At 37.6% G+C, this 16,266-nt stretch carries 14 protein-coding genes; 12 read left to right on the top strand and 2 right to left on the bottom strand.

Annotated elements, in window-relative coordinates; all coding sequences use genetic code 11:
• Positions 1 to 262 precede the first annotated feature (262 nt).
• The 4 genes from clpX (at position 263) to ysxC (ending at position 6,407) form a co-directional block, all read left to right on the top strand.
• Positions 263 to 1,522, top strand: coding sequence for an ATP-dependent protease ATP-binding subunit ClpX (clpX, locus tag G9F74_RS09790; protein ID WP_000472286.1), 1,260 nt, complete (start codon positions 263 to 265; stop codon positions 1,520 to 1,522).
• Positions 1,523 to 1,628: 106 nt separating this feature from the next.
• Positions 1,629 to 3,299, top strand: a complete 1,671-nt coding sequence (lonB, locus tag G9F74_RS09785) for an ATP-dependent protease LonB (RefSeq protein WP_033668605.1) — start codon at positions 1,629 to 1,631, stop codon at positions 3,297 to 3,299.
• Positions 3,300 to 3,483: 184 nt separating this feature from the next.
• On the top strand, positions 3,484 to 5,814 hold the full coding sequence (gene lon / locus G9F74_RS09780) for an endopeptidase La (RefSeq protein ID WP_000097313.1): 2,331 nt from the start codon (positions 3,484 to 3,486) through the stop codon (positions 5,812 to 5,814).
• The gene (ysxC, locus tag G9F74_RS09775) at positions 5,811 to 6,407 is read left to right on the top strand and encodes a ribosome biogenesis GTP-binding protein YsxC (protein WP_000869123.1); all 597 of its coding nucleotides are present in this window, start codon (positions 5,811 to 5,813) and stop codon (positions 6,405 to 6,407) included. The genes lon and ysxC overlap by 4 nt, the downstream gene beginning before the upstream one ends.
• 33 nt (positions 6,408 to 6,440) lie before the next feature.
• On the opposite strand, the gene G9F74_RS09770 is transcribed toward ysxC, so the two are convergent.
• Together G9F74_RS09770 and G9F74_RS09765 are read right to left on the bottom strand one after the other, a co-directional pair.
• Complete coding sequence (locus G9F74_RS09770; RefSeq protein ID WP_016109139.1) at positions 6,441 to 6,857, bottom strand: organic hydroperoxide resistance protein; 417 nt, start codon at positions 6,855 to 6,857, stop codon at positions 6,441 to 6,443.
• 2 nt (positions 6,858 to 6,859) lie between these two features.
• Positions 6,860 to 7,312, bottom strand: coding sequence for a MarR family winged helix-turn-helix transcriptional regulator (locus G9F74_RS09765; protein ID WP_016109138.1), 453 nt, complete (start codon positions 7,310 to 7,312; stop codon positions 6,860 to 6,862).
• A gap of 416 nt (positions 7,313 to 7,728) precedes the next feature.
• Here G9F74_RS09765 and hemA point away from each other — a divergent pair, with 416 nt between their 5' ends.
• The 8 genes from hemA to ysxE all read left to right on the top strand — a co-directional run bounded on the left by hemA (position 7,729) and on the right by ysxE (position 16,238).
• Positions 7,729 to 9,063, top strand: a complete 1,335-nt coding sequence (gene hemA, locus G9F74_RS09760) for a glutamyl-tRNA reductase (RefSeq protein ID WP_000547854.1) — start codon at positions 7,729 to 7,731, stop codon at positions 9,061 to 9,063.
• Between the two features lie 17 nt (positions 9,064 to 9,080).
• Positions 9,081 to 9,914: a cytochrome c biogenesis protein gene (locus tag G9F74_RS09755; RefSeq protein WP_000009003.1), complete on the top strand. Its 834-nt coding sequence runs from the start codon at positions 9,081 to 9,083 to the stop codon at positions 9,912 to 9,914.
• Positions 9,915 to 9,929: 15 nt separating this feature from the next.
• Positions 9,930 to 10,859 (top strand): hydroxymethylbilane synthase, encoded by a 930-nt coding sequence (hemC, locus tag G9F74_RS09750; RefSeq protein ID WP_016109137.1) that lies wholly within the window; start codon positions 9,930 to 9,932, stop codon positions 10,857 to 10,859.
• A gap of 2 nt (positions 10,860 to 10,861) precedes the next feature.
• Complete coding sequence (gene hemD / locus G9F74_RS09745) at positions 10,862 to 11,614, top strand: uroporphyrinogen-III synthase (RefSeq protein WP_016109136.1); 753 nt, start codon at positions 10,862 to 10,864, stop codon at positions 11,612 to 11,614.
• Between the two features lie 169 nt (positions 11,615 to 11,783).
• Positions 11,784 to 12,773, top strand: a complete 990-nt coding sequence (gene hemB, locus G9F74_RS09740; RefSeq protein WP_016109135.1) for a porphobilinogen synthase — start codon at positions 11,784 to 11,786, stop codon at positions 12,771 to 12,773.
• Positions 12,773 to 14,062: a glutamate-1-semialdehyde 2,1-aminomutase gene (hemL, locus tag G9F74_RS09735; RefSeq protein WP_016109134.1), complete on the top strand. Its 1,290-nt coding sequence runs from the start codon at positions 12,773 to 12,775 to the stop codon at positions 14,060 to 14,062. Before hemB ends, hemL begins: the two co-directional genes overlap by 1 nt.
• Positions 14,063 to 14,141: 79 nt before the next feature.
• Entirely contained in the window at positions 14,142 to 15,146 is a 1,005-nt protein-coding gene (spoVID, locus tag G9F74_RS09730) for a stage VI sporulation protein D (RefSeq protein WP_002045157.1), read from the top strand.
• 66 nt (positions 15,147 to 15,212) lie between these two features.
• A complete protein-coding gene (gene ysxE, locus G9F74_RS09725; protein ID WP_000350668.1) occupies positions 15,213 to 16,238 on the top strand; it encodes a spore coat protein YsxE in 1,026 nt (341 codons plus the stop codon).
• Positions 16,239 to 16,266 lie beyond the last annotated feature (28 nt).

Genomic DNA, 16,266 nt, shown 5'->3' with positions numbered 1-16,266 from the left:
AAATAACAAGGCGCGATTTTAATCGTGCCTTGTTTTATAAATATAGAAATATATTTATAAAACTTTTCGATGAAGAAGGAAAAGTTCCTTTATAAGTCGAATATACATATTTCAAAAGTTTTAAAAACTTTTTATTTGTACATAACTAGTCATATTATTTGTATTTCTCGCTACGTAGTGACATAATATGTATTTACATACGATACATTTATCGTGTACATACGAAGGCAAGAGGTTAGCACTTTGTAAGGGGTGTGAAAATATGTTTAAATTTAATGATGAAAAAGGGCAATTAAAATGTTCTTTCTGTGGTAAAACACAAACGCAAGTTCGAAAGTTAGTTGCAGGTCCAGGTGTTTACATTTGTGACGAGTGTATCGAGCTTTGTACTGAAATTGTACAAGAGGAGCTTGCGAAGGACGAAGAAGTAGAATTCAAAGATGTACCGAAACCGGTAGAAATTCGTGAAATCTTAGATGAGTATGTCATCGGACAAGATAACGCGAAAAAAGCACTAGCGGTAGCGGTATATAACCATTACAAACGTATTAATTCTAACAGCAAAATTGATGATGTAGAATTAGCGAAGAGTAATATTTCACTTATTGGTCCAACAGGTAGTGGTAAAACATTATTGGCACAAACATTAGCGCGTATTTTAAATGTTCCATTTGCAATCGCGGACGCAACATCTTTAACAGAAGCTGGATACGTTGGGGAAGATGTAGAAAACATTTTACTAAAACTAATTCAAGCGGCTGATTATGATGTAGAAAAAGCAGAAAAAGGAATTATTTATATTGATGAGATTGATAAAGTGGCACGTAAGTCCGAAAATCCATCAATTACACGTGATGTATCTGGTGAAGGTGTACAGCAGGCACTTCTGAAAATTTTAGAAGGTACTGTAGCAAGCGTTCCACCTCAAGGTGGTCGTAAGCATCCGCATCAAGAATTCATTCAAATTGATACAACGAATATCCTATTCATTTGTGGTGGAGCGTTTGATGGCATTGAGCCAATTATTAAACGTCGCCTTGGTGAAAAAGTAATTGGATTTGGTTCAGAGAAGAAAAATGCTGATGTAAATGAAAAGCATGTTCTATCTCACGTATTACCAGAGGACCTTTTAAGATTTGGTTTAATTCCAGAGTTTATCGGTCGTCTTCCAGTTATTGCGAACCTAGAGCCACTTGATGAAGATGCTCTTGTTGATATTTTAACGAAACCGAAAAATGCACTTGTTAAGCAATTCCAAAAACTGTTGGAGCTTGACGATGTTGAGTTAGAGTTTGAAGAAGGCGCACTGATTGAGATTGCGAAAAAAGCAATTGAACGTAAAACAGGTGCTCGTGGACTTCGTTCTATTATTGAAGGCTTAATGCTTGATGTAATGTTTGAACTTCCATCTCGCAAAGATATCGAGAAGTGTATTCTTACGAAAGAAACAGTAGCTGATAATGAGCCACCGAAATTGGTGCTACAAGACGGTACTGTACTTGATACAAAAACATCTGCATAATGCGAAAGAGAAACAGCAATTTTTATAATTGCTGTTTTTCTTTATGTTTAGCTACGTTCTTCCGCGGAAATACTAAATGATAAAACATTGCGGGAGGAAATAAATGATGAGCTGGACAAATATATTTTTACTTGTTCAACTTGTTTTTGGTGTAATTGTCGGATTATATTTTTGGCACTTACTTCGAAATCAGCGAACACAAAAAGTTTCAATTGATCGAGAATCAAAAAAAGAATTAGAACAGCTTCGTAAAATGCGTGAGATTTCTCTAACAGAGCCGCTTGCGGAAAAGGTGCGCCCTACATCCTTTTTAGATATTGTAGGGCAAGAAGACGGGATTAAGTCGTTAAAAGCGGCTCTTTGTGGTCCGAATCCGCAACATGTAATCATATATGGCCCGCCAGGTGTCGGAAAGACAGCGGCAGCGCGTCTTGTATTAGAAGAGGCGAAACGAAATCCGAAATCTCCATTTCGTACGAATGCAACATTTATCGAACTTGATGCGACGACAGCTCGGTTTGATGAACGTGGTATTGCAGATCCTTTAATTGGCTCGGTTCATGATCCGATTTATCAAGGTGCTGGTGCGATGGGGCAAGCAGGTATTCCACAACCGAAAAAAGGCGCAGTAACAGATGCACATGGTGGTATTTTGTTTATTGATGAAATTGGTGAACTACATCCGATTCAAATGAACAAAATGTTAAAGGTGTTAGAAGATCGAAAAGTATTTTTAGAAAGTGCGTACTATAGTGAAGAGAATACGATGATTCCAACGTATATACATGATATTTTTCAAAAAGGTTTACCAGCAGATTTCCGCTTAGTTGGAGCGACAACACGTTCACCAGAGGAAATTCCACCTGCTATTCGGTCTCGTTGCTTAGAGGTATTTTTCCGTGAGCTAGATACAGAAGAAATTCAAAAAGTAGCGAAGAATGCAGCCGACAAAGTGGAAATGCAAATCGGTGAGAACGGTATTGAAATGATTGGTATGTATGCAAGGAATGGACGAGAAGCAATTAATCTCGTGCAAATCTCTGCTGGTATGGCGATAAATGAAGAACGTTCTTTCATTAAAGATGAAGATATAGAGTGGGTTGTTCATTCTAGTCAGCTTGCACCGAAATATGAAAAACGTATTTACCCTATTCCGAGGATCGGTCTTGTAAACGGACTTGCTGTATACGGACCGAATACAGGAGCGTTATTAGAAATAGAAGTAACAGCAATCACGGCGAAAGATAAAGGGTCGGTAAATGTTACCGGTATTGTAGAAGAGGAAAGTATTGGTAGCCAAACGAAATCAATTCGTCGTAAAAGTATGGCGAAAGGTTCTGTAGATAATGTATTAACAGTACTTCGTTCTTTAGATGTGTTGCCAGAAGGGTACGATATACATATTAATTTTCCAGGTGGTATCCCGATCGATGGTCCTTCTGCAGGGATTGCTATGGCAACGGGTGTTTACTCAGCCGTGCATCGTACATATGTGAATAATGAAGTGGCGATGACAGGTGAAATAAGTATACATGGAGAAGTGAAGCCTATTGGTGGTGTATACGCAAAAATAAAGGCTGCGAAAAAAGCAGGAGCTAAGAAAGTCATTATTCCTGCTGAAAACATGCAACCGTTTTTGTACACAATAAGGGGAATTGAAATCATTCCTGTTCGTAAGTTAAAAGAAGTATTTGAGCTAACATTTATGCAGGAAAATATGCATCGAGAGCTTGATGTACATACTACTGTAGACGAAACAGATGCACAATCCATGTGAGAATGAATGATAATAAAATTTGCCAGACTTCGTTTAAGTTTGTATGCTTAAGCGGAGTCTTTTTTTCTTTTCATAAGGGAGAAAAAACAAGGGATTTACAATTGCTCAGAATCTCTGCAATTGCATCTAGATGTATTGTAATATAAAATAGTTGAACAGGAGTTTAATTTATTATGGAGGTGCTATGTCTAGTATGAATACGAATGAAAGAATCGTACCCCTCCTACCATTAAGAGGCGTTCTCGTATATCCAACGATGGTTCTGCATCTTGATGTAGGACGTGATAAATCGATACAGGCACTAGAGCAGGCGGCAATGGATGAAAATATCATCTTTTTAGCGATGCAAAAAGAAATGAATATCGATGATCCGAAAGAAGATGACATATATAGTGTAGGTACAGTGGCGAAAGTGAAGCAAATGTTAAAATTGCCGAACGGTACGCTTCGTGTCCTTGTAGAAGGTTTACATAGAGCAGAAGTAGTAGAGTTTATCGAGGAAGAAAATGTAGTACAAGTTTCTATTAAAACGGTAACTGAAGAAGTGGAAGATGATTTAGAAGAGAAAGCTCTTATGCGTACGTTACTGGAGCATTTCGAACAATATATTAAAGTTTCGAAAAAAGTATCAAATGAAACATTTGCAACGGTAGCTGATGTAGAAGAACCAGGAAGACTAGCTGATTTAATTGCTTCTCACTTGCCAATTAAAACGAAACAGAAACAAGAAATTTTAGAGATTGTATCTGTGAAAGAACGATTACATACACTTATTTCAATTATTCAAGATGAACAAGAGTTACTTAGTTTAGAAAAGAAAATTGGACAAAAAGTGAAACGTTCAATGGAACGCACGCAAAAAGAATATTTCTTACGTGAGCAAATGAAGGCGATTCAAACTGAACTTGGCGATAAAGAAGGTAAGGGCGGGGAAGTTGAAGAACTTCGTGAGAAAATTGAACAGTCAGGAATGCCTGAAGAAACAACGAAGGCTGCACTGAAAGAATTAGATCGTTATGAAAAGCTACCAGCAAGTTCTGCGGAGAGCGGTGTTATTCGCAATTATATTGATTGGTTATTAGCACTTCCGTGGACAGAAGCGACAGAGGATATGATTGATCTTGTTCATTCTGAAGAGATTTTAAACAAAGATCATTACGGTCTTGAAAAAGTAAAAGAGCGAGTGCTTGAATATTTAGCTGTACAAAAATTGACGAACTCATTAAAAGGACCTATCCTTTGTTTAGTAGGCCCTCCAGGGGTCGGGAAAACTTCGTTAGCTCGTTCAATTGCGACATCATTAAATCGTAATTTTGTCCGTGTATCCCTTGGTGGTGTGCGTGATGAATCTGAAATTCGTGGTCACCGTCGTACATACGTTGGAGCAATGCCGGGACGCATTATTCAAGGTATGAAAAAGGCGAAAACAGTTAATCCAGTCTTCTTATTAGATGAGATTGATAAAATGTCTAACGATTTCCGTGGCGATCCATCAGCAGCATTACTTGAAGTGTTAGATCCAGAACAAAATCATAACTTCAGTGATCATTACATTGAAGAACCATATGATCTATCGAAAGTTATGTTTGTAGCAACCGCTAATACACTTTCAAGTATTCCGGGTCCATTACTTGACCGTATGGAAATTATTTCGATTGCTGGGTATACAGAACTGGAAAAGGTGCACATTGCTCGAGAGCATTTATTGCCGAAACAATTAAAAGAGCATGGCTTACGAAAAGGTAATTTACAAGTACGTGATGAAGCGCTTCTTGAAATTATTCGTTATTATACACGTGAGGCTGGTGTTCGTACGCTAGAGCGCCAAATTGCAAAAGTTTGTCGTAAAGCAGCGAAAATTATCGTTACAGCGGAACGTAAACGTATTGTTGTGACAGAGAAAAATATTGTAGATTTACTTGGTAAACACATATTCCGTTATGGGCAAGCAGAGAAAACAGACCAAGTCGGAATGGCAACCGGGTTAGCTTATACAGCAGCGGGCGGCGATACACTTGCAATTGAAGTGTCTGTAGCGCCAGGTAAAGGGAAATTAATTTTAACAGGGAAACTTGGGGATGTTATGAAAGAATCAGCACAAGCTGCGTTTAGCTATATTCGTTCTCGTGCCGAAGAGCTTCATATCGATCCAAATTTCCATGAGAAAAATGATATTCATATTCACGTTCCAGAAGGAGCAGTTCCAAAAGATGGACCGTCAGCAGGTATTACGATGGCAACGGCACTTATTTCTGCACTAACAGGTATTCCTGTAAGTAAAGAAGTTGGTATGACAGGTGAAATTACACTTCGTGGCCGTGTATTACCAATTGGTGGATTGAAAGAAAAAACATTAAGTGCTCATCGCGCAGGCTTAACAAAAATTATTTTGCCAGCAGAGAACGAGAAAGATTTAGATGATATTCCAGAAAGCGTAAAAGAAAATCTTACGTTTGTGCTTGCATCTCATTTAGACGAAGTATTGGAGCACGCATTAGTAGGAGTGAAACAATGAAAGTAACAAAAGCAGATATTGTAATTAGTGCTGTTAAACCAGAACAATATCCAGACAGTGATTTACCAGAAATTGCATTAGCAGGTCGTTCAAATGTCGGGAAGTCTTCCTTCATTAATAAAATTTTAAATCGTAAAAAGTTAGTACGTATTTCTTCTAAACCAGGAAAAACGCAAACGCTGAACTTTTTCTTAATCAATGAAATGATGCATTTTGTTGACGTTCCAGGTTATGGATATGCGAAAGTATCTAAAACGGAACGTGCAGCATGGGGCAAGATGATTGAAACGTACTTTACAACACGTGAGCAATTAGATGCAGCTGTATTAGTAGTAGATTTACGTCACCAACCAACAAACGATGATGTGATGATGTATGATTTCTTAAAGCATTATGAAATTCCAACAATTATTATTGCGACGAAAGCCGATAAAATTCCGAAAGGGAAATGGCAAAAGCATTTAAAAGTTGTAAAAGAAACGCTTGCTGTTGAAATTGGCGATGAAATCGTTCTATTCTCTTCTGAAACAGGACTTGGAAAAGAAGAAGCGTGGAAGGCAATTCATAAAATGACAAAAACAAAAAACGCGTGACGAATGTCGCGCGTTTTTTGTTTGTATAAATTTTTAGCGTACGTTTAATGTTACTCCAATATTCCCTCGTGTTGCTTTAGAGTACGGACATACACCGTGAGCGGCTTCTACAAGTTCTTGTGCTTCGGCATGAGAAACGCCAGCGACATGTACGTCAAGTACAGCAGATAGTCCGAAACCACCATCTGTATCTTTTCCGATAGAAACGTGAGCAGTTACTTCTGTACTTTCCACTTTCACTCGTTTTGTACGAATGACAAGTTGCAATGCACTATCAAAACAAGCGGCATAACCAGCGGCAAATAGTTGCTCAGGGTTTGTTGCTTCCCCGCCAGCACCACCTAATGCTTTCGGCATTTTTACATCAAGATTTAATATGCCATCATCTGAAACTACTTTCCCGTTTCTTCCACCTGTTGCTGTTACTGAAGCAGTATATAATTTATCCATGTTTATTCCCCTGTTCTATCATTTATTGTTTTCATTGTTTCAATTAGTTTATTTAATTGGGTTAATAAAGAACGATACTCTTGCTCTGTAATTCCTAAATTTGTAGCCATCGTTTTCGGTAATGAACAAGCCTTTTCTTTTAAATCTTTACCTTGTTCTGTTAATTCAATACAAACTTTTCGCTCATCTTCTTTTGAACGAACACGTTTTACAAGGTTTAATGATTCCATCCGTTTTAGCATAGGTGTTAACGTGCCGGAATCTAGAAATAGACGTTCTCCAATTTCTTTTACTGTTAGTCCGTCTTGTTCCCATAGTACAAGTAAAGTAATGTACTGAGGGTACGTAATACCCATTTCGTCTAAATACGGTCGATAAAAACGTGTAACCTCTCTAGAACAGGCGTAAATAGAAAAACAAAGTTGGTTATCTAGATGCAAAGAATCTTCTATCATGAATAACTCCTTTCTTTTTAAATTGTGCACAATTTAATTTTGTAAAACCAATATAACGAAAAATAAATACAATGTCAAATACATTGTATTGAGAAAGTGTGTGCTATATTTTGGAACAATCATACATATTTTCCTTCATGATGAAAGAAGATAGGAAAGATGATGTTATAATTTATATGGAATAGTTTCCATCACTTGATTATGAGGACTTTTTTTGGTAACGTACAAATAGAGTTATTAATTTATAATCATTATAAAGTAGGGAGCTTTTTATTAATTTTACTGAATCTCCTTTATTACATACGGAGAATATATAAAAAATAATCGGTTGTTCACACGATTGTCAGATTCATAAGAGGAAAGTTGTATTATGATAGTAGATAAAGTGATAAAACGGGTGAAGGGGGACATGCTGCGTGCATATTCTTGTTGTTAGTGTAAATTATCGAACAGCCCCTGTAGAATTTCGTGAGAAACTCACATTTCAGGCAGCAGAGCTAGAACAAGCAATGACTACATTACAAAGTCAAAAGAGCGTGTTAGAAAATGTCATTGTATCAACTTGTAATCGCACTGAGATTTATGCTGTTGTCGATCAATTACACACGGGACGGTATTATATTAAGAAGTTTTTAGCTGATTGGTTTCAGCTTGAAATAGAAGAAGTCGCACCATATTTAACTATTTTTGAACAAGATGGTGCAATAGATCATTTATTCCGCGTAACGTGCGGTTTAGATTCTATGGTAGTTGGAGAAACGCAGATTTTAGGTCAAATAAAAGATAGCTTTTTAGAAGCGCAACAAGTAAAAGCGACAGGTACAATTTTTAATGAATTGTTTAAGCAAGTCATTACGTTAGCAAAACGTGCTCACTCAGAAACAACAATTGGTGAGAGTGCAATGTCTGTTAGTTATGCTGCTGTTGAACTTGGAAAGAAAATATTTGGTGAGTTAACAGATTGTCATGTACTTATTCTTGGTGCTGGTAAAATGGGAGAACTTGCATTACAAAATTTATACGGAAGCGGTGCTCGTAAAGTAACCGTTATGAATAGAACGCTTTCAAAAGCGGAAGTAATGGCTGAGAAATATATGGGACATGCAAAATCTTTAAGTGAATTACAATGTGCATTATTAGAAGCGGACATTTTAATTAGTTCCACTGGTGCATCAGAGTATGTCATTACGAAAGAGATGATGACAAAGGTAGAGAAAATGCGCTCTGGTCGTCCTTTATTTATGGTTGATATTGCAGTGCCACGTGATATTGATCCAGCAATTGATGAGTTAGAAGGTTCTTTCTTATATGACATTGATGATCTGCAAGGAGTAGTGGAAGCAAATCGTGCTGAGCGTTTGAAAGAAGCAGAGAAAATTCAATTTATGATTGAAGAGGAAATTGTTCTATTTAAAACGTGGTTAAGTACACTTGGTGTTGTTCCGTTAATAGCAGCTCTTCGTGATAAGGCACTTGTAATTCAAAGCGAAACGATGGAAAGTCTTGAACGAAAAATACCAAATCTTAGTGATCGTGAGAAAAAAGTAATTAGTAAGCATACGAAAAGTATTATTAACCAATTATTAAAAGACCCAATTTTAGTAGCAAAAGAAATAGCTGCTGAAGAGGGGGCGGGCGAAAAATTAGCGTTATTTGCAAAGATTTTTGATTTAGAAACGGAAGAAGTAGAGAGTCGTGCGGAAGAAGTAGAACATAAAAGAGTGTGGACACCATCCGTTCCATCTTTATAATTTGGAAGGATGATCGGATGAGTTTTTTAAATAACAGTATTATTTATCATATTGCAATTATTTTATATGCTTGTAGCATTAGTTTATATTTTATAGATTATTTCCAAAGTAACCGAAAGGCGAACCGATTTGCTTTTTGGTTACTTTCGATTGTATGGGTATTGCAGTCTATTTTTATGTTGCTTAGGGCGACAGATTCAGAAACGAATCCCATTTTAACTTTATTATCAGGGATTTATTTTTATGTTTGGTTATTGATTACGATGTCGTTAGTCATAAATCGATTTATGCGCGTTGACTTTTTAGTCTTCTTTACAAATGTTGTAGCATTTGGCGTAAGCGCCTTTTCTATTTTTACACCGCTCGGAAAGATGTCGCCAGTACTTGCAGAGCAATTAGTTTCAGAACTTGTATACGTGCATGTTGGAATGGCGATTATTTCTTATGCAACGTTTACGGTATCGTTTATTTTTTCTATTATGTATTTACTGCAATATCGCCTATTAAAAAAGAAAAAGTGGAATGCGAGATTAAGAAGGTTAGGGAATTTGCCGAAGCTTGAATCTACGTCTTACGGGTTAAATTTATTTTCTGTTCCATTTTTCTTACTAGCAATTTTATTAGGATGCATATGGGGATATACAAAATTGGACAATTTTCATTGGTATGATACGAAAGTAATCGGTTCGTTTGTCGTTCTATTTGTATATTGTACGGGCTTGTATTTACGAGCGGCAGATGTGTTGCAAGGGAAGAAAATTGTACTGTGGAATGTAGGGGCCTTTCTCGTAATGCTAGTTAACATTTTTCTATTAAGTAGTTTATCTAATTTCCACTTTTGGTATTTATAATGAGGAGAGAGAATTATGCGCAAAATTATTGTAGGTTCACGAAAGAGTAAGCTAGCATTGACGCAAACAAACTGGTTTATTGATCAGTTAAAAGCACTTGGTTTACCATATGAATTTGAAGTGAAAGAAATTGTCACTAAAGGTGATGTGATTTTAGATGTTACTCTTTCAAAAGTAGGCGGAAAAGGTTTGTTCGTTAAAGAAATTGAACATGCGTTACTTATGAAAGAAATCGATATGGCTGTACATAGTATGAAAGATATGCCAGCCGTACTTCCAGAAGGATTAATGATTGGCTGTACACCAAAGCGTGTTGACCCTCGTGATGCTTTTATTTCTAAAAGCGGAGAATCATTTAAAGATTTAGCAGAAGGTGCGATTTTAGGAACGAGTAGTTTAAGACGTAGTGCACAGTTATTAGCTGCGAGACCAGATTTACAAGTGAAATGGATTCGCGGAAATATCGATACACGTTTACGTAAATTAAAAGAAGAAGATTATGATGCAATTATTTTAGCGACAGCTGGATTACAAAGAATGGGCTGGGATGATGAAGTGATTACAGAACATTTAGATGAAACGTTATGTGTACCAGCTGTAGGACAAGGTGCATTAGCGATTGAATGTCGTAAGGACGATAACGATTTATTACAGTTGTTATCGCATATGAATGATGCTGTAACAGAGAGAACAGTGGCAGCGGAGCGAGTATTTCTTCATAAACTTGAAGGTGGATGTCAAGTTCCGATCGCTGGATATGCAACTCTTACAAAGGATGATGCAATCGAATTAACAGCTCTTGTCGGTTCTATGGACGGCTCTGTTTTATTAAAAGAGACAGTGGTAGGCGTTGAACCAAAGGAAGTAGGGCTAGAGGCTGCGGACCGTTTAATTAAACAAGGCGCAAAAGAACTCATTCTTGCTGCAAATAAGGGACAAAGATAAATATGAATGCTCTTGCTGGCAAAACAGTATTGATTACACGTGCCCAGCATCAAGCGAAACAAATGAGTGTAGCAGTGAAAGAACGGAGCGGAATTCCATTGGAAATTCCGCTTTTGCGTATGGAAGGCACATCTCATAGGCGAATTCACCATACAGCAAGGCGGCTACATTCGTATGACTGGGTTATTTTTACGAGTAAAAATGGTGTAACTTTTTTTCTAGATGGTTTAGAAAAGAAACTACCATTAACTATTAAAATCGCTGCGGTAGGCGTGAAAACAAAATTAGAGTTAGAAAAAAGGGGCTATCAAGTTCATTTTGTTCCAACCTCATTTGTTGCAGAAGTGTTTGCCGAAGAGTTTCTAAAAGAATTAAGTGGAAACGAGCGTATTTTATTTCCGAAAGGGAATTTAGCGAGAGATGTAATTCCAGTTAAACTTCGGGGAATTGGTGTTTCTCTAGATGAGCTAATCGTATACGATACGAAAGTAAATGTAGAGAAAAAACAAGAACTTATAACAGCATTGAAAGTAAGGAAAGTAAATGTTATTACATTTACGAGTCCTTCAACTGTTGATAGTTTTGTTCGTTTACTGGAGGGCACAAACTGGAGAGAATGGACAAAAAAATGTACAATTGCTTGTATAGGGCCTATTACGGAAAAAGAAGCGAACCTTTATTTTCCGCATGTTATTGTGCCGAAAGAGTACACTGTAGAAGCATTACTACAATGCATTTGTGAATCTATAAAGTGAAACTTTAATTAGTGGGAGGTTCATTCCCCACTAATTATTAGCCCTCACCAATTGGGCGTTTATGGGCAGTTGATTTCCCATCTAACTTCTTTGCTCTAGCCGAATTTTGAGATGGGAGTCTTACTGCCCGTTAACGCGGGACAAAATAAAAGAATGGGGATAGAAATTTATGAACTCTTTACAATTTAATCGTCATCGTCGCTTAAGACAAAGCGGGGGCATGCGTGCGCTTGTGCGTGAAACGTTTTTACATACGGAAGATTTTATTTACCCTATTTTTGTATTAGAAGGAGAGAATGTTCGTAATGAAGTTCCTTCTATGCCGGGTGTATATCAAATCTCTTTAGATTTATTGCAAGCTGAAATGCAAGAGGTTGTTGATTTAGGTATTCGTTCTGTTATTGTATTTGGTTTACCTGCTGAAAAGGATGAAGTTGGATCATCAGCATATTGTGATCATGGAATTGTACAGCGTGCCATTAAGCAAATTAAAGATGAGTTCCCTGAGTTAGTAGTAGTTGCAGATACATGTTTATGTCAATTCACAAGCCATGGTCATTGCGGTGTAATTGAAGATGGTATTATTTTAAATGACGAGTCTCTTGCAGTACTTGCGAAAACAGCTGTAAGCCAAGCGAAAGCAGGAGCGGACATTATTGCGCCATCAAACATGATGGACGGATTCGTAACAGCAATTCGCCATGCGTTAGATGAGAATGGTTTTGGACACGTACCAGTTATGTCGTACGCTGTGAAATATTCATCAGCATTTTATGGACCGTTCCGTGATGCTGCACACGGCGCGCCGCAATTTGGTGACCGTAAAACATATCAAATGGACCCAGCGAACCGTATGGAGGCATTCCGTGAAGCAGAATCAGATGTAGTGGAAGGTGCTGATTTCTTAATTGTAAAGCCAGCTCTTTCTTACTTAGATATCATTCGTGATGTGAAAAATAACTTTAATTTACCAATCGTTGCTTACAACGTAAGTGGTGAATATTCAATGATTAAAGCGGCAGCGCAAAATGGTTGGATTAATGAAAAAGAAGTTGTGCTTGAAAAATTAATTAGCATGAAACGTGCAGGAGCAGACTTAATTATTACGTATCATGCGAAAGATGCAGCAAAATGGTTACAAGAAGGAGGCGCTAAATAATGAAAAAGTTTGATAAATCGATTGCGGCGTTTGAAGAGGCACAAGACTTAATGCCTGGTGGCGTAAATAGCCCTGTTCGTGCCTTTAAATCTGTTGGTATGAATCCATTGTTTATGGAGCGTGGAAAAGGCTCTAAAGTATATGATATTGATGGAAATGAATACATCGATTACGTATTATCATGGGGTCCTTTAATTCATGGTCATGCAAATGATCGTGTTGTTGAAGCGTTAAAATCTGTTGCTGAAAGAGGTACAAGCTTTGGTGCGCCGACAGAAATCGAAAATAAATTAGCGAAACTTGTTATTGAGCGTGTACCATCGATTGAAATTGTCCGCATGGTTAACTCTGGAACAGAAGCGACAATGAGTGCACTACGTTTAGCTCGTGGTTATACAGGCCGTAACAAAATTTTAAAATTTATTGGTTGTTACCACGGTCATGGTGATTCGTTATTAATTAAAGCTGGTTCTGGTGTGGCGACTCTAGGTTTACCAGATAGCCCTGGCGTACCAGAAGGTGTAGCGAAAAATACGATTACAGTAGCTTATAATGATTTAGAAAGTGTGAAGTACGCTTTTGAACAATTCGGTGATGATATTGCTTGTGTAATTGTAGAACCAGTAGCAGGGAATATGGGGGTTGTTCCTCCGCAACCAGGATTTTTAGAAGGGCTTCGTGAAGTAACAGAACAAAACGGTGCACTGCTTATTTTTGATGAAGTAATGACAGGATTCCGTGTTGCTTATAACTGTGGACAAGGTTACTACGGTGTAACACCTGATTTAACTTGTTTAGGTAAAGTAATCGGTGGTGGCTTACCAGTAGGGGCGTACGGTGGTAAAGCAGAAATTATGCGTCAAGTTGCGCCGAGCGGGCCGATTTATCAAGCTGGTACTTTATCAGGTAACCCACTTGCAATGGCAGCAGGTTATGAAACGTTAGTACAATTAACGCCAGAATCATATGTAGAGTTTGAGCGTAAAGCAGAAATGTTAGAAGCGGGACTACGTAAGGCGGCTGAAAAATATGGTATTCCTCATCATATTAACCGTGCAGGCTCTATGATTGGTATTTTCTTTACAGATGAGCCGGTTATTAATTACGATACAGCGAAATCTTCAAACTTAGAATTCTTCGCGGCTTACTATCGTGAAATGGTAGAACAAGGTGTATTCTTGCCACCATCTCAATTTGAAGGTTTGTTCTTATCGACAGCGCATAGTGATGCAGATATTGAAGCGACGATTGCAGCGGCTGAAATTGCAATGTCAAAGTTACAAGCATAATATATTAGAGAAAATCGCTCTCCATAAGGGGAGCGATTTTTTTTATTCATAAAGTGGGCTTTACATACATAAAACTGTAATGACATATAGTTTGGGAGGGGGAAAAGAAGTGACAACAGATCATTCGTTACGATTTTCATTAAAAGAATCTGTTTGGTTCCAAAAAGGACAGGAAGTCGAAGAACTTTTGTCAATTTCGTTAGATCCAGACGTTGAGATAGAAGAGCTTGATCATGAAGTTATCGTGAGAGGGCAGTTAGATTTAACAGGGGAGTATGTTGCAAGGCAAGATGATTCGGCCTATTCATTAAGAGAACTATCGCCAGCAAAGTCAATTGATTATGTAGAAACAAGGGAAGATGGGGTGAATGAACTTGTTCATTCCTTTCCACTTGAAATATCAATTCCAAGAAATCGAGTGAAAGTAATTGAAGAATTATATGTATCAATTGAGGAATTTGATTATGAATTGAAGGAAAATGGTTGCTTACAATTATTAGCGGATATATCTATTACAGGTTTATGTGATGAGGAAAGAATCGAGGATGAAGAGGAAGAAACGGCGTATGCTGAGTTAGAAGATGATTCAGCTGAAGAGGATGAAAATAGACCCGCGCCGCATGTAGCGGAACCAACCTATAAAGAATCGGATGAATGGGAAGATTACGCATTTGAACCGTTCCAGCTAGAAGAAAGAAAAGAGCAAGAAGAAGCGGAAGAGGAATTGGCAGAACATGAATTTGCGGAGCGTGAAGAGGAGCAAGAAACGACGCTGCAATTTGAATTGTTTGGACGAAAAGATTATCAAAAAGAAAAGGCGAAAAAGCAGGAAGAGCAAGAAGAAGCATACTCACAGCGAGATGAAAATGCGCTTTATTTAACACAATTATTTACGAAAGAACCGGAAGAAGAATTTACGAAGTTAAGAATGTATTTCGTGCAAGAAGGGGATACAATCGAATCTGTTGCAGAACGTTATGACACGTCTGTACAAAACTTATACCGTGTTAATCAAACAGAAGATATATATTTAACTACGGGACAAATTATTTATATTCCCGTTTCAAAAGCAAAGGCGAAATAAGGGGGGGAGTGCTTTCACTCCCCTATTGTCCTAGAGGCTATGTTTTGAATAGAAAGGGTTATTCGTATGGATATTGAATTACGAAATCGCTATGAACCCATTGTAAGGCAATATAGATTGGATACGCAGCATATGGAAGAGCACGGAAGTGTAACGAAAATTTACACGAATCAAGGTCCATATGCGCTAAAGAAAATAGAAGATAGAAAGTTAGAGCGGAATAACTTTCTACATCATATTCAATATTTGAAGGAGAAAGGTTTTTCAAATTATGTACCTATATACCATGCGACGGATGGGAATTATATTTTAAGTGACGGGACTTATAATTATTATTTAATGCCTTGGTTAGAACGCGCGGAAGGAAACGGCGAGGATAATGATCAATACCATAAAATGTTTCAAACACTTGGAACGTTGCACCAAAAAACGGTGAAAGAAGAAACATATACAGAAGAGGATTTAGAAAAACATTACACAAGTATATCCGATCGTTGGGAAAATGATGGTGAGATGTTAGAAGAGTTTCTTGTAGAATCTGAAGCGAAGTGGTATATGTCTCCGTTTGAATTACAATATTGTACGTACTATCATCATGTAATGAGGGCGCGTGAATTTGCAACGAAGCAATTAAATGAGTGGAACGATGCGATGAAAGAAAAAGATAAAACACGCATTACTTTTGTGCATGGTAACGTGTCACTTAATCATTTTTTATTTGACTATGAACGGAATGGCTATTTTATTAGTTTAGAAAAATCGAAATTTGCAACGCCTGTGCAAGATATTGTAGGGTTTTATTCGCGGTCTTTAAACACATATCCAATTGCGCGAAGTGATCGTTTTGAATGGTATCAAATGTACCAAAAAAACTTCCCGTTTACGAAAGAAGAGCAACTGCTTATGTATGCTTACATGACCTATCCATCGCAATTTATTCGGCAAATTGAGTCTTATAAAAAAAGAAGGCAGAGTCGCAATAAGGAAAATGAGATTCGCGGAGTAAAGAGCTTGCAACAATCACATTGGCTCGTTAGCAATGTAGAATATTTCCTGTCACAATTACAAGCTGCCCAGCAAGGGAACGGATAAAGTGAAACTTTAATCAGTGGTGGGGGTC

The organism is Bacillus sp. EKM202B, assembly GCF_011066025.1.
Taxonomy (GTDB): domain Bacteria; phylum Bacillota; class Bacilli; order Bacillales; family Bacillaceae_G; genus Bacillus_A; species Bacillus_A toyonensis.
Note: the sequence above shows the minus strand (reverse complement) of the source record. Positions and strands in the feature narration are given on the sequence as shown.

Coding starts and splice junctions, on each gene's coding strand:
- lonB (WP_033668605.1), top strand. CDS start 1,629: ATGAGCTGGACAAATATATTTTTACTTGTTCAACTTGTTTTTGGTGTA.
- ysxE (WP_000350668.1), top strand. CDS start 15,213: ATGGATATTGAATTACGAAATCGCTATGAACCCATTGTAAGGCAATAT.
- lon (WP_000097313.1), top strand. CDS start 3,484: ATGTCTAGTATGAATACGAATGAAAGAATCGTACCCCTCCTACCATTA.
- hemL (WP_016109134.1), top strand. CDS start 12,773: ATGAAAAAGTTTGATAAATCGATTGCGGCGTTTGAAGAGGCACAAGAC.
- hemD (WP_016109136.1), top strand. CDS start 10,862: ATGAATGCTCTTGCTGGCAAAACAGTATTGATTACACGTGCCCAGCAT.
- G9F74_RS09765 (WP_016109138.1), bottom strand. CDS start 7,312: ATGATAGAAGATTCTTTGCATCTAGATAACCAACTTTGTTTTTCTATT.
- spoVID (WP_002045157.1), top strand. CDS start 14,142: ATGACATATAGTTTGGGAGGGGGAAAAGAAGTGACAACAGATCATTCG.
- ysxC (WP_000869123.1), top strand. CDS start 5,811: ATGAAAGTAACAAAAGCAGATATTGTAATTAGTGCTGTTAAACCAGAA.
- G9F74_RS09770 (WP_016109139.1), bottom strand. CDS start 6,857: ATGGATAAATTATATACTGCTTCAGTAACAGCAACAGGTGGAAGAAAC.
- clpX (WP_000472286.1), top strand. CDS start 263: ATGTTTAAATTTAATGATGAAAAAGGGCAATTAAAATGTTCTTTCTGT.
- hemB (WP_016109135.1), top strand. CDS start 11,784: ATGAACTCTTTACAATTTAATCGTCATCGTCGCTTAAGACAAAGCGGG.
- hemC (WP_016109137.1), top strand. CDS start 9,930: ATGCGCAAAATTATTGTAGGTTCACGAAAGAGTAAGCTAGCATTGACG.
- G9F74_RS09755 (WP_000009003.1), top strand. CDS start 9,081: ATGAGTTTTTTAAATAACAGTATTATTTATCATATTGCAATTATTTTA.